18 protein-coding genes and 1 pseudogene are annotated in these 21,090 nt (G+C 71.7%); 16 read left to right on the forward strand and 3 right to left on the reverse strand.

Annotated elements, in window-relative coordinates:
• The first annotated feature begins 101 nt into the window (after positions 1-101).
• The 15 genes and pseudogenes from ACIO3P_RS17240 (at position 102) to ACIO3P_RS17310 (ending at position 16,734) form a co-directional block, all read left to right on the forward strand.
• Positions 102-1,436, forward strand: a complete 1,335-nt coding sequence (locus tag ACIO3P_RS17240) for a DUF6716 putative glycosyltransferase (RefSeq protein ID WP_329828855.1) — start codon at positions 102-104, stop codon at positions 1,434-1,436.
• 103 nt (positions 1,437-1,539) lie between these two features.
• Positions 1,540-2,778, forward strand: a complete 1,239-nt coding sequence (locus ACIO3P_RS17245; protein ID WP_401851708.1) for a cytidylyltransferase domain-containing protein — start codon at positions 1,540-1,542, stop codon at positions 2,776-2,778.
• A 12-nt stretch (positions 2,779-2,790) separates the two neighbouring features.
• On the forward strand, positions 2,791-3,717 hold the full coding sequence (locus tag ACIO3P_RS17250) for an N-acetylneuraminate synthase family protein (RefSeq protein ID WP_329828857.1): 927 nt from the start codon (positions 2,791-2,793) through the stop codon (positions 3,715-3,717).
• Between the two features lie 4 nt (positions 3,718-3,721).
• A complete protein-coding gene (locus tag ACIO3P_RS17255; protein ID WP_329828858.1) occupies positions 3,722-4,861 on the forward strand; it encodes a hypothetical protein in 1,140 nt (379 codons plus the stop codon).
• Positions 4,862-4,975: 114 nt separating this feature from the next.
• Entirely contained in the window at positions 4,976-5,245 is a 270-nt protein-coding gene (locus tag ACIO3P_RS17260; protein ID WP_401851706.1) for a CopG family transcriptional regulator, read from the forward strand.
• Positions 5,242-5,679 carry a type II toxin-antitoxin system VapC family toxin gene (locus ACIO3P_RS17265; protein ID WP_401851704.1) on the forward strand — a complete coding sequence of 146 codons (438 nt, stop codon included), beginning with the start codon at positions 5,242-5,244 and terminating at the stop codon, positions 5,677-5,679. Before ACIO3P_RS17260 ends, ACIO3P_RS17265 begins: the two co-directional genes overlap by 4 nt.
• Positions 5,680-5,853: 174 nt before the next feature.
• Positions 5,854-7,086, forward strand: a complete 1,233-nt coding sequence (locus ACIO3P_RS17270; protein ID WP_329829658.1) for an amidohydrolase — start codon at positions 5,854-5,856, stop codon at positions 7,084-7,086.
• A gap of 164 nt (positions 7,087-7,250) precedes the next feature.
• Positions 7,251-8,300, forward strand: a complete 1,050-nt coding sequence (locus tag ACIO3P_RS17275) for a BMP family protein (protein ID WP_401851702.1) — start codon at positions 7,251-7,253, stop codon at positions 8,298-8,300.
• A 232-nt stretch (positions 8,301-8,532) separates the two neighbouring features.
• On the forward strand, positions 8,533-10,230 hold the full coding sequence (locus ACIO3P_RS17280) for an ABC transporter ATP-binding protein (RefSeq protein WP_401851800.1): 1,698 nt from the start codon (positions 8,533-8,535) through the stop codon (positions 10,228-10,230).
• On the forward strand, positions 10,227-11,423 hold the full coding sequence (locus tag ACIO3P_RS17285) for an ABC transporter permease (protein WP_401851700.1): 1,197 nt from the start codon (positions 10,227-10,229) through the stop codon (positions 11,421-11,423). The genes ACIO3P_RS17280 and ACIO3P_RS17285 overlap by 4 nt, the downstream gene beginning before the upstream one ends.
• Positions 11,420-12,691 (forward strand): ABC transporter permease, encoded by a 1,272-nt coding sequence (locus ACIO3P_RS17290; RefSeq protein ID WP_329828866.1) that lies wholly within the window; start codon positions 11,420-11,422, stop codon positions 12,689-12,691. The genes ACIO3P_RS17285 and ACIO3P_RS17290 overlap by 4 nt, the downstream gene beginning before the upstream one ends.
• Positions 12,688-13,170 (forward strand): cytidine deaminase, encoded by a 483-nt coding sequence (locus ACIO3P_RS17295; RefSeq protein ID WP_401851698.1) that lies wholly within the window; start codon positions 12,688-12,690, stop codon positions 13,168-13,170. Before ACIO3P_RS17290 ends, ACIO3P_RS17295 begins: the two co-directional genes overlap by 4 nt.
• Before the next feature lie 80 nt (positions 13,171-13,250).
• A complete protein-coding gene (locus ACIO3P_RS17300) occupies positions 13,251-14,528 on the forward strand; it encodes a thymidine phosphorylase (RefSeq protein WP_329828868.1) in 1,278 nt (425 codons plus the stop codon).
• 160 nt (positions 14,529-14,688) lie between these two features.
• Positions 14,689-14,979 (forward strand): annotated as a pseudogene (locus ACIO3P_RS17305) (STAS domain-containing protein); the annotation flags it as partial.
• 126 nt (positions 14,980-15,105) lie between these two features.
• Positions 15,106-16,734, forward strand: a complete 1,629-nt coding sequence (locus ACIO3P_RS17310; RefSeq protein WP_401851797.1) for a carboxylesterase/lipase family protein — start codon at positions 15,106-15,108, stop codon at positions 16,732-16,734.
• A 27-nt stretch (positions 16,735-16,761) separates the two neighbouring features.
• On the opposite strand, the gene ACIO3P_RS17315 is transcribed toward ACIO3P_RS17310, so the two are convergent.
• The 3 genes from ACIO3P_RS17315 to ACIO3P_RS17325 all read right to left on the reverse strand — a co-directional run bounded on the left by ACIO3P_RS17315 (position 16,762) and on the right by ACIO3P_RS17325 (position 19,955).
• Entirely contained in the window at positions 16,762-17,745 is a 984-nt protein-coding gene (locus tag ACIO3P_RS17315) for a sigma-70 family RNA polymerase sigma factor (RefSeq protein WP_329828871.1), read from the reverse strand.
• 105 nt (positions 17,746-17,850) lie between these two features.
• A complete protein-coding gene (locus tag ACIO3P_RS17320) occupies positions 17,851-18,549 on the reverse strand; it encodes a L,D-transpeptidase family protein (protein ID WP_329828873.1) in 699 nt (232 codons plus the stop codon).
• 119 nt (positions 18,550-18,668) lie between these two features.
• A complete protein-coding gene (locus ACIO3P_RS17325) occupies positions 18,669-19,955 on the reverse strand; it encodes an MFS transporter (RefSeq protein WP_329828874.1) in 1,287 nt (428 codons plus the stop codon).
• A gap of 62 nt (positions 19,956-20,017) precedes the next feature.
• Between ACIO3P_RS17325 and ACIO3P_RS17330 the strand changes: the two genes are divergently transcribed.
• On the forward strand, positions 20,018-21,076 hold the full coding sequence (locus tag ACIO3P_RS17330) for a LysR family transcriptional regulator (RefSeq protein WP_401792387.1): 1,059 nt from the start codon (positions 20,018-20,020) through the stop codon (positions 21,074-21,076).
• The last annotated feature ends 14 nt before the right edge of the window (positions 21,077-21,090 follow it).

Here is a 21,090-nt window from a genome sequence, read left to right on the forward strand (position 1 = left end):
GGGCATTTCCCGGGGTGCGACGCCATTCGTAGACGTGTTGTTAACCCTCCATTGCCATTGAGTTGGGCCGACAAACGGAATGGCTTCCTAACGTCCTCGACGTGCCATCACGTATCAGCCAAGCGGTCCGGGTCGCCGTGCTCGCCGACTCCGACACCCGGTGGAAGTGGGGCGCGCTCACCGCGCGCCGCATCGCCCCGGACGACCGCCCCACAGAGCTCAGCGGCTTCCTGCTGCGCGGCCGGGCCACGCCCACCGCCCGCCAGCTCGCGGAGGTCGGCGCGGACGCCGACGCCCTGCGCGAGGTGACCGGGACCGCCTTCCTGCGGGCCCTGCGCGAGGAGTCGTACGACATCGTCGTGCTGGCGCTCGTCGGCGGCGCCGTCCAGGCGATGCTGCATGGCATAGCCGCGCTGAGACTCGCGGACCGGCCCGTCGTCGTCACCGGCTACGTCGGCGTCGTCTACGAGAAGCTCTCGGACGGGCTGCTGCTGCGGCACGGCGCGGACGTCGTCCTCGCCAACTCCCTGTACGACGCGGAGCGGTTCCGCGCCGTGTACGAGGGGGTGGGCGCCGACGCCTCCTCCGTCACCGAGGCGGCCCTGCCGTTCCTCGGCGGCGAGCGCTACCAGCCGGAAGAGGGGCGCGACACGCTCGTCTTCGCCGCGCAGCCCTCCGTGCCGGCGACCCGCGCCGACCGTACGTACCTGCTGCGCCGCCTCGTCGAGCACGCCAGGCTCCACCCGCGCCGCGAGGTGCTGCTCAAGCTGCGCAGCAAGCCCGGCGAGCACACCACGCACATCGAGGAGTTCCCCTACCAGCGCCTCGCCGAGAAGGTGCCCGGCGGACTGCCGGACAACTTCCGGCTGGTGTACGGGAACATGGGCGAGGTCCTGGACCGTACGGATCTGCTGGTCACCGTCTCCTCGACGGCCGCCCTGGAGTCCCTGCACCGCTCCGTGCCCACCGCGATCCTCACCGACTTCGGGGTGCGCGAGCCGCTCGGCAACCACCACTTCATCGGCTCGGGCTGCCTGGCCTCCTGGGACCAGCTCGACGGCGGCGGACGCCCCGTCCCCGACGCCCGGTGGGCCGACCGGCAGGGCGTGGCCGCCGACGGCTCGTACGCCCACGCCTTCGACGCGGCGCGCACGCGCGTCACCGAGCTGACCGAGCGGGCCTCCGCCGGGGAACTCCCGGAGATCAGCCCGTACTACACGGCCACGACCGCCCCCGGATACCTGCCGGGCCTCCTCGCCCGCTACCACCTCGCGGCGGACGGGACCCCGCTGCCCGCCGCCGCCAGAACCGCCGACAACAGCGCGGGCGGGGTGCGGCGCGTGGTGCGCGAGGCGGTACGGGGCGCGGCGCGCGGCGCGTACCGGCACGGGGTGCAGCGCGTGGCGCCGGTCATCCGCCGGATGGGCGAGCTGTGACCGCGCGTACGGGACGCACCCCCGCCCCCGCCGGCCGCCCGGACACCCCCGCACGACCTGTCATCGCACGAGCCGCGCACACCCGACCCCCTACGGAGTACTGATGACCGTCCTCGCGGTGATCCCCGCACGCGGCGGATCCAAGGGCGTACCCGCCAAGAACCTCGCCGCCGTCGGCGGCGTCCCCCTCGTCGTCCGCGCGGTCCGCGCCTGTCTGGCGGCCCGGCGCGTCACCGACATCGTCGTCTCGACCGACGACGCGCTGATCGCCGAGGCGGCCCGCACGGCCGGCGCCGAGGTCGTCCTGCGCCCCGCCGCGATCGCGGGGGACACCGCGACCAGCGAGGACGCCGTCCTGCACGCGATGGACGCGTACGGCGCGACCCGCGGCCAGGGCGCCACCGACCCCGAGGTGGTGCTGCTGGTGCAGTGCACCAGCCCCTTCCTCACGGCCGATGACCTGGACGGCGTCACCGGCGCCGTCACCGAGGACGGCGCCGACACCGCGCTGACCGTCGCGCCCACCCACGGCTTCGTCTGGCGCCAGGACGGCGCCGGCCGCACCGAACCGGACGGCTACGGCGTCAACCACGACAAGGCGAACCGGCCGCGCCGCCAGGACCGCCCCCAGGAGTACCTGGAGACCGGCGCCGCCTACGCGATGCGCGCCGACGGCTTCCGCGCCGCGCGCCACCGCTTCTTCGGCCGCACCGCGCTCGTCCCCACCGACCCCGCGCGGGTGCTGGAGATCGACGACCCGCACGACCTGGCCCGCGCCCGGCTCCTCGCGCCGCTCCTCGACCCGCAGGTCCTCCCCTCGTACGACGATGTCGACGCCGTCGTCCTCGACTTCGACGGGACGCAGACCGACGACAAGGTCCACATCGACTCCGACGGCCGCGAAACGGTCGCCGTGCACCGCGGCGACGGCCTCGGGATCGCCGCGCTGCGCCGCTCCGGCCTCGAACTGCTCATCCTCTCCACCGAGCGGAACCCGGTCGTCGCGGCCCGCGCCCGCAAGCTCCAGGTCCCGGTCCTGCACGGCATCGACCGCAAGGACCTGGCGCTCAAGCAGTGGTGCGACGAGCACGGCATCGCGCCCGAACGGGTCCTCTACGTCGGCAACGACGTCAACGACCTGCCCTGCTTCGGCCTCGCCGGCTGGCCGGTGGCCGTCGCGAGCGCCCACGACGAGGTACGCGCCGCGGCGCGCGCCGTCACGACCACGCCCGGCGGTGAGGGAGCCGTCAGGGAGATCGCCACCTGGCTGCTCGGCCCGGGGCTCTCCACCACCCCCACCGCCCCCGTGAACCCCCACACCCTCCACACAGTCAACAAGTAAGGACGCACCGCCATGAGCACCAACTCCCCTTCCCGTCTGCGGAACTTCGGTACCCGGACCGCCGGTCCCGGCCGCCCCGTCTACATCACGGGCGAGATCGGCATCAACCACAACGGTGAGCTGGACAACGCCCTGGCCCTGATCGACGTGGCCGCCGAGGCGGGCTGTGACGCGGTCAAGTTCCAGAAGCGCACCCCGGAGATCTGCACCCCGCGCGACCAGTGGGACATCGAGCGGGACACCCCCTGGGGCCGGATGACGTACATCGACTACCGCCACCGCGTCGAGTTCGGCGAGGACGAGTACCGCACCATCGCCGAGCACTGCGCCAAGCGCGGCATCGACTGGTTCGCCTCCCCGTGGGACACCGAGGCCGTCACCTTCCTGGAGAAGTTCGACGTGCCCGCCCACAAGGTGGCCTCCGCCTCCCTCACCGACGACGAGCTGCTGCGCGCCCTGCGTGCCACCGGCCGCACCGTCATCCTCTCCACCGGCATGTCGACGCCGAAGCAGATCCGCCACGCGGTCGAGGTCCTCGGCAGCGAGAACATCCTGCTCTGCCACGCCACCTCGACGTACCCGGCCAAGGCCGAGGAGCTCAACCTGCGGGTCATCAACACCCTCCAGGCCGAGTTCCCGAACGTCCCGATCGGCTACAGCGGCCACGAGACCGGTCTCCAGACCACCCTCGCCGCCGTCGCCCTCGGCGCCACGTTCGTCGAGCGCCACATCACCCTGGACCGCGCCATGTGGGGCTCGGACCAGGCGGCCTCCGTCGAGCCGCAGGGCCTGACGCGCCTCGTCCGCGACATCCGCACCATCGAGGCGTCCCTCGGTGACGGTGTCAAGAAGGTGTACGAGTCGGAGCTCGGCCCGATGAAGAAGCTCCGCCGCGTCGCGGGCGTCGTCGCCGAGGCCGCCGAGCCGGTCGCGGTCTGACGCCATGACCGGTGCCGGCGGGGGCAGCTCCCCGTACCAGAGCGAGACAGTGGCCGCGACGGCTTCCGCGCCCGCGGGCGTCCTTCTCTCCGACACCCCCGCCGCCCCCACGATCGCCTTCGTGGAGAGCCCGGTCCAGCTTCTCAACGTGCTGGAGTGGGCGCACCTCAGCGGGACGGGTGACGCGCTCACCGTCATCGTCCTGTCGCCCACCGACCCCATGTCGCGCGGTCAGCTCCGCCGGGTGGCCGAGCTGGCCCGCGACGAGGGCTTCACGGTGCGCTGGCAGGAGGCGCGCGGCGGGGCCGGGGCGCCGCTGCGGACGGTACGGGAGCTGGCACCGCTGCTGCGCAAGGCGGACCGGGTCGTCATCGGTGACCCGTTCTCCCGGTACGTACAGCTCCTGCTGGCCCTGGTCCCCACCAAGGAGCTGACGGTCGTCGACGACGGCACCGCGACGATGGAGTTCGTCGGGCAGATCGCCCGGGGCGAACGCCTGGTGCGCTGGCACCGGCGGGGCGGCTCGCGCGGGCCGCGGGAACTGGTCCTGGCACCGGTCACCGCGGCCGCGCGCCGCCGCCTCACCCCGTCGGCCGCCCGTTCGGTCGAGGTCTTCACCTCGATGCCGGTCGAGGGGGTGCCGGACGGCATCACCGTGACGGCCAACACCTTCGCCTGGACCCGCGCGACCTTCGGGCCGCCCCGGATCACGACCGGCGCCGACATGGTCGGCACCTCGCTGGTCGAGACGGGCGTGGTCGACGCCGACCAGTACACCGAGGCGGTCATCGCGCTCGCCCGCACCCACGGCGCGACGCGCTACTTCGCCCACCGGCGCGAGAACGTCGACAAGCTCCACAAGCTGCACGCGGCGACGGGCCTGGAGATCGTCCGCCCCGACCTGCCCCTGGAGCTGATCGCCCGCCGCGGCCCGATCGGCCGTACGGTGCTGAGCTTCCCGTCCACAGTGGTCCACACCCTGCCGCTGGCCCTCGCGGGCACGGGCGTACGGGTCGCGGTCTGCGACATAGCCCCGGAATGGCTCAAGGAGACGGCCTCGCCCCGCGCACAGGGCTTCCTCTCCGGAGTCACGGGCACGGCCCGCGACGTCCACCGCCTCCCGAGGCTGCCGTCACCGGCCTGACCCGGCACCGGCACCGGCCCGGCCCGCTCCCCTCCACGGGTGGCGGGCCGGCCGCCGTCGTACGAACCGGGCCGGGGCGCAGGAGGCTGGTACAGGAGCTGTACCATCGAAGGTATGGCACTGAAGCGCACCAACGTCTATGCCGATGACGCCGATCTCGCCCTGATCAAGGCTGCCGCGGCCCGGCTGGGCGTGTCGGAAGCCGAGATAATCCGTGAGGGCATCCATCGGATCGCCCTGGCCCATCGGGTGTGGGACGAACCGTTCGTCACCGACGAGGAGACCTTCGACCTGGGGGGCCCGATCACCCGGGACGACGTCCGCACAGCGGTGGCCGACGGGTGCGAGGCCCGTGAGCGGCGCAACGGCGGGCACGCGGCGTGATCGCCGTCGCCGACACTTCCGGGCTGCTCGTTCTCTTCAACCGCTCCGACCCGAGTCACCTGGAAGCCAGGAAGGCTGCCGAGAACTGCGCGCTCCTGGTCGCCACACCCCTTGCGCTGACCGAGGTGCACCAGGTGGCCACCAGCCGGGCGGGGCGTTCCGCGGCTGACGGGATTCTGCGTTCACTGACGGAGCGGGTCCGGCAGATGCGGCTGGTCCTTGCCCCGTCAGGGCCGGAACTCCTCGACGCCGCGCTCTCGGTACGGTCCCGTTACCGGTCCCTGGACCTTGACCTCGTGGGCGCCGTGAACGTCGCCCTGGCGGCCGAGTACGACACGGATGCGGTCCTCACCCGGGACATCCGCGACTTCCGGACGGTCCGGCCGCTGGGCGGCCGGTACACGCACTTCAGGATTCTGCCGGACGATCTCTGAACCGTGCGGCTTCCGAGCGTGACGACCGCCGAGTCGGAAGGTGCCGGTATACCCACTCTGTCTTTCTGGCATGCACACCGCCGCCAGGTTTCTTCCCCTGAGTGGCTGAAATTTTGTTGATCCATGGTTGGTTGATCGATAAAGGGGCCTACTCTTCGACAGGTGAGCCAGTTGATGTCCTGCGAGTCCGAGACCGATCAGCCCGGGGAAGCGACCCACCCGGCCCTCCCCGGCACGCTGCCCGACGCCCTGCGCGCCGAGCTGATCGCCTTCCGCCGGGACATGCACATGCACCCCGAGCTGGGGAACCAGGAGTTCCGGACCACCGCGGCGCTCAAGCGCCGGCTGGAGCAGGCGGGCCTTGAGCCGCGCGTGCTGCACACCGGTACCGGGCTCGTCTGCGACATCGGCACACCGGACCCCGCGCGCCCCATGCTCGCCCTGCGCGCCGATATCGATGGTCTGCCCATCCCGGACACCAAGACCGGCGTTCCGTACCGCTCCACCGTGCCCGACCGCGCGCACGCCTGCGGGCACGACGTGCACACCGCCGCCGTCCTGGGCGCCGGGCTCGTCCTCGCCGACCTGGACCGCCAGGGGCTGCTGCCGTCCCCCGTACGGCTGATCTTCCAGCCCGCCGAGGAGGTCCTGCCCGGCGGCGCCGCCGACGCCATCGAGTCCGGGGTCCTGGACGGCGTCGGATCGATCATCGCCGTGCACTGCGACCCCAAGGTCGACGCCGGAACGATCGGACTGCGGCCAGGACCGATCACCTCCGCCTGTGACCGGCTGGAGATCGCCCTCGACGGGCCCGGCGGCCACACCGCCCGCCCGCATCTCACCACCGACCTGGTCACCGCCGCCGCCAAGGTCGCCACCGAGGTCCCCGCGCTGCTCGCGCGCCGCGTCGACGCCCGCTCCGGGCTCGCCGTCACCTGGGGCCGTATCGAGGCCGGCCACGCCTGCAACGTCATCCCGCAGCACGCCGAACTCTCCGGCACCGTCCGCTGCCTGGACCTGCCCGCCTGGCGCGAAGCGCCGGACCTGGTGCACGCCGCGATCGACGAGATCGCCACGCTCCACCGCGCGAAGTCACAGATCACGTACGTACGGGGGGTGCCGCCGGTCGTCAACGACCCCGTCGTCACCGAACTGCTCCGCACCGCGCAGGCCGCGCGCCGCGGTTCGTATGCAATCGAGGACACCGAGCAGAGCCTCGGCGGCGAGGACTTCTCCTGGTATCTCGAACAGGTGCCGGGAGCCATGGCGCGCCTCGGCGTGCGGGTCCCCGGCAGCCAGGCGCGGTACGACCTGCATCGTGGCGATTTCGACGTCGACGAACACGCCATCCAGGTCGGCGTGGAGCTTTTCACCGCCGCCGCGTTGATCGACGGCGACCGTCCGTAACCGGCCGGGGAGCGTCGGCGCGCCTCATGCTCCCCTGCTGTTCGCTTCCCGTTCGCGACGATCCGATAACGGCTTCCGTACAGGTCTTTATCTGACATCTACGCGCGTTACGATCGCCGCGAAACCAGCGCCGGAAGAGGCGCTTAGGCCAGAAGGAGCCTCCCTTGCGCCGGATCACCAGGATAGCCACCGTGGGCGTCGCGTCAGCGGCACTCGCGCTCTCCGCCACCGCCTGTGGCGGCAAGTCGTCGTCGGACGCGGGAACCGCTTCCGACGGGTCCAAGGCCGCCATCGCCTACGACATCGGTGGCAAGGGTGACCAGTCCTTCAACGACGCGGCCTACGCCGGTTTGGCCAAGGCCGAGAAGGACCTCGACATCAAGGGCACCGACTCGGAGCCGACGGACGGGGAGGGCGACGCCGACAAGGTGCAGCGCCTGACCGACCTGGCCCGCGCCGGCAACAACCCGGTGATCGGCGTCGGTTTCGCCTACGCTCCCGCGATCAAGAAGGTCGCGCCGAAGTTCCCGAAGGTCTCCTTCGGGATCATCGACGACTCCTCGGTGACCGACAAGAACATCGCCAACATGGTGTTCAACGAGGAGCAGGGCTCCTACCTCGCGGGCGTCGCCGCGGCCAAGACCACCAAGACGAAGACGGTCGGCTTCATCGGCGGTGTCGAGACCCCGCTGATCAAGAAGTTCCAGGCCGGTTTCGAGCAGGGCGTCAAGGCCACCGACCCCTCGGTGAAGGTCCTGTCGCAGTACCTGACGCAGCCCCCGAACTTCGACGGCTTCTCCAAGCCCGACCTCGGCAAGGCCGCCGCGCAGGGCCAGCTCGACAAGAAGGCGGACGTGGTCTACCACGCCGCCGGTCTGGCCGGCTTCGGCGCCATCGAGGCGACCGCGACGGCCGGCAAGTGGGCCATCGGCGTCGACTCCGACCAGTACGCGCAGAAGGGTCTGGCCAAGTACAAGGACAAGATCCTGACCTCGGTCACCAAGGACGTCTCCGACGCCGTCTACAACCTGATCAAGTCGGTCAAGGACGGCAAGCCCGAGTCCGGTGAGATCCGTTACGGTCTCGCCCAGGACGGCGTCGGCCTGGCCGACACCAACCCCGCGTACACCAAGATGACCGATGTCGTCACCGCCGTCGAGAAGGCGAAGAAGGACATCATCGACGGCAAGATCACCGTCAAGACCACCCCGTAACATCGCACGCGCGGACCGCACCCGGTCCGCGCGTGCCGTGCACCCCGGGTCTCCCGGGCCCGGACGACGGCACCGCCGCCGCTCCGGGCCCCGGGAGATTCCGCTCATCCCGCCCCATCGCTCATGTTCTGGCAGCGCTACGCGTGTTGACGGCCCTCCGGCGCGATAGCTTCACCCCCGCCCTGCCCCCACAGCCTCACCCCAGCTCCTTCCCCGCCGAGGAGAGTGCGTCATCAACGCGTCCAGCAGTCCGCCCAGCAGCCCCCCGAGCCCGCCCGCGACCCCGGAGACCGCCGAGCGCCCCGCGCCCGCCGCGCCGCCCGCCGTGCGGCTCCAGGGCATCACCAAGCGCTTCCCCGGTGTCGTCGCCAACCACGACATCGACATCACCATCCGCAAGGGCACCGTCCACGCCCTCGTGGGGGAGAACGGGGCCGGCAAGTCGACCCTGATGAAGATCCTCTACGGCATGCAGAAGCCGGACGAGGGCACCATCACCGTCGACGGCGAACAGGCCGCCTTCAGCAGCCCCGCCGACGCCATCGCGCGCGGCATCGGCATGGTGCACCAGCACTTCATGCTCGCCGACAACCTCACCGTCCTGGAGAACGTCGTTCTCGGCGGCGAGAAGCTGCACGGCATCGGCACCAAGGCGCGCAGGAAGATCAGGGAGATCTCCGAGGCGTACGGTCTCGGCGTGCGCCCCGACGCGCTCGTCGAGGACCTCGGCGTCGCCGACCGCCAGCGCGTGGAGATCCTCAAGGTCCTCTACCGCGGCGCCCGCATCCTGATCCTCGACGAGCCCACCGCCGTCCTCGTCCCGCAGGAGGTCGACGCGCTCTTCGACAACCTGCGGGAGCTGAAGGCCGAGGGCCTCACCGTCATCTTCATCTCGCACAAGCTGGGCGAGGTGCTGTCCGTCGCCGACGACATCACCGTCATACGCCGCGGTACGACCGTGGGCACCGCCGACCCGGCGCACACCACGACCAAGCAGCTCGCCGAGCTGATGGTCGGCAGCGAGCTGCCCTCGCCGGAGACCCGGGAGTCCACCGTCACGGACGTCCCCGTACTCACCGTCGACGCGCTGCGGCTCACCGCCACCGACCCCGACGGCGTGGTCCGCGAGGTCCTGGACGGGATCGGCCTCACCATCCACCGCGGCGAGGTCCTCGGCATCGCCGGCGTCGAGGGCAACGGCCAGACGGAGCTGATCGAGGCGCTGATGGGGATGCGCGACCCCGACGGCGGCACGATCACCCTCGGCACCGAGGACATCTCGCACGCGCCCACCCGCAAGCGGCGCGAGGACGGCATCGGCTACATCCCCGAGGACCGGCACCGCCACGGCCTGCTGCTGGAGTCCCCGCTCTGGGAGAACCGCATCCTCGGCCATGTCACCGAGCGGCCCAACAGCCGCCGGGGCCTCCTCGACCTCGCGGCCGCCCGCGCCGACACCGAGCGGATCGTGCGCGAGTACGACGTCCGCACCCCCGGCATCGAGGTCACCGCGGCCTCCCTGTCCGGCGGCAACCAGCAGAAGCTGATCGTCGGCCGCGAGATGAGCCACCACCCCAAGCTGCTGATCGCCGCGCACCCCACCCGCGGGGTGGACGTCGGCGCGCAGGCGCAGATCTGGGACCAGATCCGCGAGGCGCGCCGCGAGGGCCTGGCCGTCCTGCTGGTCTCCGCCGACCTCGACGAGCTGATCGGGCTCTCCGACACCCTGCGGGTGATGTACCGCGGCCGGCTCGTCGCCGACGCTGACCCCGCCACCATCACCCCGGAGGAGCTGGGCTCGGCCATGACCGGTGCCGCCACCGGCCACCTTGAGGCCGCAGAGGCCCCAGAGGCCGCAGCGGCATCAGAGGCCCCAGCGACATCAGCGACATCAGGGGAGAGCACCGCCCCGGAGGACGACGCCCGATGAAGAAATTCGACAAGGACCGGCTGATCCTGGGCTTCGCGGGACCGGTGCTCGCACTCGTCGTCGCCGTCGCCCTCACCACGATGGTGCTGCTCGTCTCGGGCACCAGCCCGTGGGAGCCGTACCGCATCATGTTCGAGTCGGCCTCGTACGTCGACGTACAGGTGCTGATCGTCAACCAGGCCGGTACGTACTACCTGGCCGCCCTCGCCGTGGCCATCGGCTTCCGGATGAACCTGTTCAACATCGGGGTCGACGGCCAGTACCGGCTCGCCGCGATGACGGCCGCGCTCGTCGGCGCCAGCGTCGATCTGCCGGGGCCGCTCCAGATCGCCCTGATCGTGATCGTCGCGATGCTCGTCGGCGCCCTCTGGTCCGGGATCGCGGGCATCCTCAAGACGACCCGCGGGGTGAGCGAGGTCGTCTCCACGATCATGCTCAACTCGATCGCCACCAGCCTGGTCGCCTGGCTGATCCTGCCGAAGAACTTCGGTGTCCAGCCCGCCGGTTCCAACAACCTCACCACCGGCGACATCCCGGAGTCCGGCTGGTTCCCCGGCCTGAACATGGGCGCCGAGGCCGGTGAGATCTACGGCTTCACCTTCGTCGCCGCCGCCTGCGGCATCGTCTACTGGTTCGTCCTCGGCCGTACCCGCTTCGGCTTCGACCTGCGCGCCACCGGCGCCAGCGAGAGCGCGGCCCGGGCATCCGGCGTCGACGCCAAGAAGATGATCCTCACCGCGATGCTGGTCTCCGGCGGCATCGCCGGACTCGCCGGGATGCCGACCCTGCTGGGCGACACCCACACGTACAGTCTCGACTTCCCCACCGGCGTCGGCTTCACCGGCATCACCATCGCGCTGCTGGGCCGGAACAACCCGCTGGGCATCGCGTTCAGCGCGCTGCTGATCGCCTTCCTCGACAAGTCGTCGGCCTCCCTCGACCAGTTCGGGTACGAGAAGGAGATCGCCACGATCATGCAGGGCCTGATCGTGATCTCGGTCGTGGTCAGCTACGAACTCGTCCGCCGCTACGGGCTCCGCCGCCAGCAGCAGAAGGTCGGCGAGGAACTCGCCGCGGGCGGCGCCCTCACCACCACCGCGACCCCGCCGGGCAGCGGCCCGTCGGACAGCGGCACCCCGGTCACCGAACGGTCGGGCAACGACAAGACCGAGAAGGAGGGGTCCGCGCTGTGACCACGACCACGAGCACCGTCTCCGCCACGAGCGCCGCCCCGAAGAAGAGCGGCGGCCGGCCCACCCTCTCCCTGCCCGTCATCCTGCTGATCGTCGCCGGCGCGCTCGCCCTCGTCTCGCTCGTACGGCTCATCAGCGGCGCCGACGACATCACCTCCGTCGGCCAGGTCGCCGGCGCGCTCGAACTCGCCATCCCCATCGGCCTCGCCGGACTCGGCGGCCTGTGGGCCGAGCGCGCGGGCGTCGTCAACATCGGCCTCGAAGGGATGATGGTCCTCGGCACCTGGTTCGGCGCCTGGGCCGGCTACCAGTGGGGCCCCTGGACCGGTGTCCTCTTCGGCATCATCGGCGGCGCCCTCGGCGGACTGCTGCACGCCGTCGTCACCGTCTCCTTCGGCGTGAACCACATCGTCTCCGGCGTCGCCATCAACATCCTCGCCGTCGGCGCCACCCGCTACCTCTCCAAGTTCACCTTCGACGCGGCCGAGGGCGGCTCCTCCAAGCAGTCCCCCCGCGTCGACTCGATCACCGAGATCACCGTTCCGGGGCTCGCCGACTGGATGCAGGACCTCCAGGCCAGACACTGGTTCCTCGTCTCCGACCTCGCGGGACTCGTGGGCGGCCTGGTCACCGGCCTCTCGCTGCTCACCGTCGTCGCCCTGCTGCTGATCCCGGGCACCTGGTGGCTGCTGTGGCGCACCGCGTTCGGCCTGCGGCTGCGCTCCTGCGGCGAGAACCCCGTCGCCGCCGAATCCCTCGGCGTCAACGTCTACAAGTACAAGTACATCGCCGTCGTCGTCTCCGGCGGCCTCGCCGGGCTCGGCGGCGCCTTCCTCGCCATCGTCTCCACCGGCATCTACCAGGAGGGCCAGACCGGCGGGCGAGGCTACATCGGCCTCGCCGCGATGATCTTCGGCAACTGGATGCCGGGCGGCATGGCGCTCGGCGCCGGGCTCTTCGGCTTCACCGACAGCCTCAAGCTGCGCGGCGGCGCCGAGAACGTCCACGCGATGCTGCTGCTCCTCGCGATCCTGCTGGTGCTGGTCGTCGGCTGGCAGCTCTACAAGAAGAAGTACGTGCCCGCCGTGATCTCGGCGGCCGTCTCGGCGCTGCTCTTCGTCTGGTACGGCCTCACCGACCAGGTGCCCAGCCAGTTCGTGGACGCCGCGCCGTACGTCACCACGCTGCTGGTCCTCGCGCTCTCCGCGCAACGGCTCAGGATGCCCAAGGCGGACGGACTCCCGTACCGGAAGGGCCAAGGAAAATGACGGCGGCGGACGTGACGCCCGGGGCAGGGGTGGACTGGGAGGCGCTGCGGGCGGCGGCGCGGGACGCGATGTCCCACGCGTACGCCCCGTACTCCGGCTACCCGGTCGGCGTCGCTGCGCTCGCGGTGACCGACGACGGCGGTACGGTCCGTACGCTCACCGGCTGCAACGTCGAGAACGCCTCGTACGGCCTCGGGCTCTGCGCCGAGTGCGGACTGATCTCCGCGCTCCAGCTCAGCGGCGGCGGCCGGCTCACCCACTTCACCTGCGTCGACGGCGCGGGCGAGGTGCTGGTGCCGTGCGGGCGCTGCCGCCAGCTCCTGTACGAGTTCGGCGGGCCCGAACTGGTCATGGAGACCCCGGACGGGATCCGCACGCTCGCCGACATGCTCCCGCAGGCATTCGGCCCCGGCCACCTCAGGAACGCCCGGCTCCACGACACCCCGCCCGGCCCGCTGGGGAACGGCCGCTCCCACTGAACCCGGCCCCGGCCCCGCCGCGATCCGGCGGCGCCGGGGCCGCTGTACGTACGTAGTCGAACGCAAGGATTAGGACCGCCATGGACGTCATCTCCGTCATCCGCACCAAGCGCGACCGGGGCGAACTGAGCCCGGAGCAGATCGACTGGGTGATCGACGCCTACACGCGCGGTGAGGTCGCCGACGAGCAGATGTCGGCGCTGGCGATGGCCATCCTGCTCAACGGCATGAACCGTACGGAGATCGCCCGCTGGACCGCCGCCATGATCGCCTCCGGCGAGCGCATGGACTTCTCCGCCCTGTCGCGCCCCACGGCCGACAAGCACTCCACGGGCGGCGTCGGCGACAAGATCACGCTCCCGCTGGCCCCGCTGGTCGCCGCCTGCGGCGCCGCCGTACCGCAGCTCAGCGGACGCGGCCTCGGCCACACCGGCGGCACCCTCGACAAGCTGGAGTCCATCCCCGGCTGGCGGGCGCTGCTCTCCAACGCCGAGATGCTGGACGTCCTCGACACCACCGGCGCGGTCATCTGCGCGGCGGGCGACGGACTGGCCCCCGCCGACAAGAAGCTGTACGCGCTGCGCGATGTCACCGGCACCGTCGAGGCGATCCCGCTGATCGCCTCCTCGATCATGTCGAAGAAGATCGCCGAGGGCACCGGCTCGCTGGTCCTGGACGTCAAGGTCGGCTCCGGCGCCTTCATGAAGACCATCGAGGATGCCCGCGAACTCGCCTCCACCATGGTCGGCCTGGGCACCGACCACGGCGTACGGACGGTCGCGCTGCTCACCGACATGGCCACCCCGCTCGGCCTCACCGCGGGCAACGCCCTGGAGGTCCGCGAGTCCGTCGAGGTCCTGGCGGGCGGCGGCCCGGCCGACGTCGTGGAACTGACCCTGGCCCTGGCCCGCGAAATGCTCGACGCGGCGGGCCTGAAGGACGCCGACCCGGCGAAGGCCCTCGCCGACGGCTCCGCGATGGACGTCTGGCGCCGCATGATCGCCGCCCAGGGCGGCGACCCGGACGCGGCCCTCCCGGTCGCCCGCGAACAGCAGGTCGTCACGGCCCCGTCCTCCGGCGTCCTGACCCGCCTCGACGCGTACGGCGTCGGCGTCGCCGCCTGGCGCCTGGGCGCGGGCCGCGCCCGCAAGGAGGACCCGGTCCAGGCAGGCGCGGGCATCGAACTCCACGCCAAGCCGGGCGACCGGATCACGGCGGGCCAGCCCCTGCTGACCCTGCACACGGACACCCCGGAGAAGTTCGGCTACGCGGCCGAGGCCCTGGAGGGCACGTACGACATCAGCCCGGCGGGCACGACGTACGACACCACGCCGGTGGTGCGGGAACGTATCGCCTGACCTGCGGTTTCCTCATTCGGGTGAACGGGATCGGTGGACGGCCGCCGGTCCCGTTCGCTCACCCTCCCCGCCCCCTTCGACCTGGCCATCGACACCTCCGAGCTGCCCGTCAGCTAGCCGCCCGCCCCGGCCGCGTACGGGCTGTGCACAGGGCGCTGCGATGAGTTCCGGGCACGGGACGGGTCTTCTTCGTGTGGATGCCAGTGATCCGATCGTTCTTGTCGTGGCGGGCCATGTCACCCCCGACGACGTGCCCCGGCTCCGTGCCGAGCTGGGCGCACGGCTGTACGGGGCCGAGGGGGCCGGGGGTGTCGTCTGTGATGTCGGTGGGCTGCTCCGGCCGAACCTGGCGGCCGTGCATGTGCTGGCCGCGCTGCAGCTCGACGCCCGCAGACGGGGTTGCCGGCTGCGGTTGCGCGGTGTGGGGCATGAGTTGCGGCTGCTGCTGGATCTGGTGGGGCTGGCGGATGTGGTGGGTGGGGTGGAACCCGGTCGCGTGGCCCGGACGTTGTCGGAGTGCGTCGTGTACGGCGTACCCCGCCGACCGGACCGGTCGGCCCGGCCGAGAGGACTTCCGATGACCGTTGCCGACTCCGACTCCACCTCAGATTCCGGCTCCGTGGAGACGGTGACCGGGGCTGATCCGGGGACGGAACTGAGCATCGCGGCCGGAAGACTGCGGGGCCGGCGGGAGGACGGCGTGGCCGTCTTCCGCGGCATCCCCTACGCGCAACCCCCGGTGGGCGACCTGCGGTTCGCCGCGCCGAGTCCCGCCGTCGGCTGGGAAGGGGTGCGGGACGCCGGGGAGTACGGGCCTCCGTGTCCGCAGACCGCCCTGCCGGACCAGATGCGGGTGAGCCGGGAGCGGGACGGGGAAGGGGATGCAGGCGGGGACGCGGACGAGTGGCTGACGGTCAATGTCTGGTCGCCCGCGCAGGCCGGTGAGGACCCCGGCGCCCGGCTGCCGGTCATGGTGTGGATCCACGGCGGCGCGTACATGGCGGGGACCGCGGGCGACCCCGGTTACGACGGCGGGCGCCTCGCGCGCGAGGGCAATGTCGTCGTGGTCACCCTCAACTACCGCCTCGGGGTGGAGGGGTTCGCCTGGATCGAGGGGGCGCCCGCCAACCGTGGCCTGCTCGACCAGGTCGCCGCCCTGGAGTGGGTACGGGACAACATCGCCGCGTTCGGCGGCGACCCCGGCCGCGTCACCCTCTTCGGGGAGTCGGCGGGCGCGGGATCGGTCGCCGCGCTGCTGGTCATGGAGCGCGCCGCCGGGTTCTTCACGCGGGCTATCGCCCAGAGCGTGCCAGGGCCGTACTTCTCGCCGGAGCTGGCCGAGGACATCTCCACCGCGATCGCCGCCGAGCTGGGCCCCGGCATCCGGCCGACGGCGACGGAGCTGGCGGGATTCGCGCCGGACCGGCTGGTCGCCGCGGGCACCGTGGTGGCCGGCAAGATGCTCGGGTGGGAGGAGCGCTGGGGCGGGGTCGCCCGTACCGCTTCGCCGTACTCACCGGTCGTCGACGGGGAGGTACTGCCGCGCGCGCCCTGGGAGGCGCTGGCGGACGGTGTCGCCCGGGACGTCGAGCTGATCGTCGGGCACAACCAAAACGAGTACCGGCTGTTCGCCGCCCTGAGCGGGCAGCTCGGCCGGATCGGCGAGGAGCAGGCGCTCGCCGCCCTCAGCGCCTTCGGCCCGGTGGCCGGCAGCGAGGCGGCCTACCGCGCCGCCCACCCGGACGCCGACGCCGAGCTGCTGCACGAACTCGTCTTCTCCGACTGGCTGTTCCGGATGCCGAGCCTGCATCTCGCGCAGGCGCAGGTGACCGGTGGCGGCAGGGCCCGGGTCTACGAACTGACCTGGCAGGCCCCCGGGATGGGCGGAGCCCTCGGGGCCTGCCACGCCCTCGACCTGCCGCTGACCTTCGGCAACTTCACCAGCGGGCTCGCGCCCCTGCTGATCGGGGCGGAGCCGTCGGCGGAGGCGGAGGCCCTGTCGGCCCGCTTCCGCGCCGCGTGGACGGCCTTCGCTTCCGACCGCCTCACCGACGCGCAGTGGCCTCCGTACGACCCGGAGGAGCGGCACGTCCTCGTACTCGACGGCGAGAAGAACCCGGTCACCGCCTACCCCGAGGAGGACTCCCGCCTGCTCTGGGAGTCCCACCGGTTCACGGCCCTGCCCCTGCCGGGGGAGAGGGCCTGACCGGGTCCGCTCCCTGCCCTTACTCCTTTACTCCTTCTCCAGGCGCAGGGGCAGGTCGAAGAGCGGGAACCACCGCGCGGTGTCCAGGAAGCAGTGCATCGTGGAGATCCGGCCGTTCTCGATCTCGATGACCTGGAGCGCCCACGGCATGTAGGCGTCCCCCGACTCCGTGGGCTTGTAGTGGGCGAAGGCCGGAGTGCCGTTGGCGAACGTCGGCAGCAGCCGCGAGCCGCGGCACGCGGCGCCGGGGCCGAGCATCCAGGCCACGATGTCGTCGTGGCCCTGGAGCCACAGGTCGAACGGCGGCATCGTGAACTTCGCGTCGTCGTGGAGCAGCGCGGTCAGCGCCTTCATGTCGTAGCCCTCGAAGGCCGTGACGTACCGCTCCAGCAGCGCCTTCTGCTCCTCGTCCAGCGGGTCCGAGGTCTCCGTCGTGGCCGGTTCGGACTCGGCGATCGTCGCGCGGGCCCGCTGGAGCGCGCTGTTGACCGAGGCGACCGTCGTGTCCAGCAGCTCGGCGACCTCGCTCGCCTTCCACGCCAGCACCTCGCGCAGGATCAGCACCGCCCGCTGCTTCGGCGGAAGGTGCTGGAGCGCCGCGACGAACGCCAGCCGGATCGTCTCCTTGGAGACCGCGGCCTCCGCCGGGTCCGCCATCGAGGGCAGGACCCGGCCGTCCGGCATCGGCTCCAGCCAGACGATCTCCGGCTGGGGGTTGAGCTGGGCCTGGGCCACCGGTGTCGGGCCGCTGAGGTCCATCGGGCGGGCCCGGCGGTTGCCCGCCGTGAGCATGTCCAGACAGACGTTGGTCGCGATGCGGTAGAGCCAGGACCGGAGCGAGGAGCGGCCCTCGAACTTCTCGAAGCTCTTCCACGCGCGCACCATCGTGTCCTGGACGGCGTCCTCGGCCTCGAACGCCGAACCGAGCATCCGGTAGCAGTAGCCGGTCAGCTCCGTACGGTGCTTCTCCAGCCGCACGTCCAGATCTTGTGTTGCGGCACTCTCGCTCACGGCGTCACCCCGGCAGCCCGTTGACATCAGTTCTGACCCAGTCCTGATCCAGTCTTCCGGAAGCCGCCGTCCCGCGCCGACAAATGGCGTGAATTCGCCGTTTGCTCAGGTTCCCGGCTTGCGTCCGTACACGTACACGTCATCGCCGTTCTTCAGCAGGGACCAGTACTTCACCGCGCTGGTCTTGGTCATGTTCACGCACCCGTGCGAGCCCGGCGGATTCCACATGCTGACGCCCACCGAGTGAAAAGCCTGGCCGCCGTCGAAGAACTGGCTGTACGGCATCGGCACGTCGTAGATCGACGAGACGTGGTCCTTGTGCCGCCAGTAGATCTTCTTCAGCCCGGTCCTGGTCTCGTAGCCGTCCCGGCCCGTCCGCACGGGCACCGGGCCGTACACCAGCTTCTTGCCGTCCTGGATCCAACTGAGCTGACGCGTGAGGTCGACGCAGGCGATACGCCCCTTGTTCGTGGGGCACTTGCCGGCCGCGTTGGGGGTCTTGCCCGCCGCCTTCTGCTTGTTCATCAGATCCATCACGCCCCAGGTGACGGGCCCCGCGTAACCGATGTTCGGGGTGATGCCGTGCTTCGTCTGGAAGGCCCTGATGGCCGTGCAGTCGGCCGTGGACTGCTTGCCGTCCGCCGTCCGGCCCAGGAACTTCTCGACCTGCTTCTGGTACGGGCCCGTGCCGGACGTGCACGAAGCCGCCTGCGCGGGCGCGGCGCCCGCCACCGACACGACCAGTGGTACGACGAGCCCCGCGACCCCCGCGGCCACGGCCCCTCTGCGCGATATCTGTCCCATTGCGTCCCCGCCCCCTTCACCACGCGCCGCCGAAATGGCGCGTTCTGGGGGCTAGACGGTCGAGGGGCGCGGGCAGTTGCCCTGAGCGGCGAGGTAAATCGGGCCGTTCTTTACGGTTCCTACGAAAGCGCCAAGCGCCGCTCGGCCCGCTCCGCCCGCGCGACCCGCGTCCCGTACAGCGTGATCGAGACGACCCCGAGGACCGCGGCCAGCCCCAGCGCCACCGTCGCGGCCCAGCCGCCCGCGTGGAAGGCGATCGCGCCGAGCGTGCCGCCCGCGCTGCTGCCCAGGTAGTACGACGACTGGTAGAGAGCCGACGCCTGCGCCCGCGCCGTCCGCGCCGTACGGCTCACGGAGGACGAGGCGACCGCGTGACCCGCGAAGAAGCCCGCCGTGATCAGCACCAGCCCCAGCAGCACCACGGCCAGCGCGTCCGACAGGGAGAGCAGCAGCCCCGCCGTCGTCGTCCCGACGGCCAGGTAGAGCGCGCCGCGCCGCCCCAGCCGCGCGACCAGCTTGCCGGCCGCCGCTGAGGAGACCGTACCCACGAGGTAGACCAGGAAGATCGAGCCGATGACCCCCTGCGGCAGGCTGAACGGCTCCTCCACCAGCCGGTATCCGATCACCGTGTAGACCGCGCCGAACACCACCATGAAGAGCCCGCCGATCGCGTACAGCCGGCGCAGCAGCGGATCGGAGAGATGGCCGCCCACCGTCCGCGCCAGACCCATCGGGCTCAGCGAACGCGGGGTGAAGTGCCGCGCCTTGGGCAGCAGCATCCGGAAGACCACGGCGCACGCCACGGCCATCAGACCGACCGCGCCCAGCGCCGCGCGCCACCCCCAGAGCTGGGCGACCCAGCCGGTGACGATCCGGCCGCTCATGCCGCCGACGCTGTTGCCCGCGACGAACAGCCCGATCGCGGCGACCAGCGCCTTCGGCCGCACCTCCTCCGCGAGATACGCCATCGCGGAGGCCGGCAGCCCGGCCAGCGCCGCGCCCTGTACGGCGCGCAGCGCCACCAGCGACTCGACGTTCGGCGCGAACGGCACCAGCAGCCCGACCGCCACCGCGACCACCAGCGAGGCGGTCATCACCGTACGGCGCCCGAACCGCTCCGACAGCGCGCTCAGCGGCAGGACGAAGACGGCCAGCGCGCCCGTCGCCGCCGAGACCGTCCAGCTCGCCTGACTCGCCGTCACGCCGAGCCCGGCGGAGATCGCGGGCAGCAGCGCCTGCGTGGAGTAGAGGAGGGCGAAGGTCGCGACCCCGGCGGCGAAGAGCGCGAAGCTCATCCGGCGGTAGCCGGGGAGGCCGGGGGAGAGAAGCGAATCCGAGGGCTTCGGAGCGGACGGCGCGGCGGAGGCACCCGGGGTGACGGGCGCCTCGGTACTGACTGAAGGCATACCTCGAAAGTAGGCACCGCGGCCTCATGCGTCCAATGCATGGAATGGCGATAATCGTTCCCATGGCGCATGAGCAGAGGTCACAGCCGAACCTGTCACGGAACAGTTACGTACGGGACATGGATCACACGCCCCCGGCCGTGGACCAGGGACCCGCGACCACGGCCCCCGGACCCCCGACCTTCGACAGGCCCCCGGCGGTGGCCGACCTGGACCCCGATTCCTGGTCCGCCGTCCTCGCCCCGCGCCTCGCGTACTTCGCCGGGGTGGCCCGCCACGAACACGTCACCCGCGCCGCGCAGGACATGGGCGTCCCGCAGTCCACGCTCTCCCGGGCGATGGTCCGGCTCGAAGAGGACCTGGGCATCGCCCTGTTCGCCCGCAAGGGCCGCACCGTCGCGCTCACCCACGCGGGCCGGGCGTTCCTCGGCTCCGTCGAACGCGCCCTCGGCGAGGTCGAGCGCGCCGCCGAATCCGTCCGCGCCGACGCCGACCCGGCCTCCGGCAAGGTCGCCTTCGGCTTTCTGCACACCATGGGCTCCGAGACCGTACCCGGCCTGATCAGGGCCTTCCGCGCCGACCACCCCCGGGTACGGTTCCAGCTCGTCCAGAACTACGGCGAGGCGATGATCGAGCGCCTGCGCGCCGGCGAACTCGACCTCTGCCTCACCTCGCCCATCCCCGACGCCCCCGACCTGGTCGCCCGCCGGCTCGACGAGCAGCGGCTGCGCCTCGTCATCCCCGACGACCACCGGCTCGCCGGGCGCCGCCGGGTACGCCTCGCCGAGGCCGCCGACGAAACGTTCGTCACCCTCGAACCGGGGTACGGGCTGCGCCGGATCACCGACGACCTCTGCGCAGCGGCGGGGTTCCGGCCGCGCGTCGCCTTCGAGGGCGAGGAGGCCGAGACGCTGCGCGGCCTGGTCGCGGCGGGCCTGGGCGTCGCGCTGCTGCCGCCCCCGGCCGTGGCCCGCCCGGGGGTCGTCGAGCTGACGGTGACGGCGCCGCGCGCGGTACGGGAGATCGGCGTCGCCTGGCTCGACGGCCACCCGGACACCCCGCCGGTGGCCGCCTTCAAACGCTTCCTGCTCTCGCGCCGGGGCCAGCTCCTGCCGGACTGACCGGTATCAAGGGC

It is taken from the genome of Streptomyces sp. NPDC087310, from assembly GCF_044744405.1.
In the GTDB taxonomy this organism is placed as follows: Bacteria; Actinomycetota; Actinomycetes; order Streptomycetales; family Streptomycetaceae; genus Streptomyces.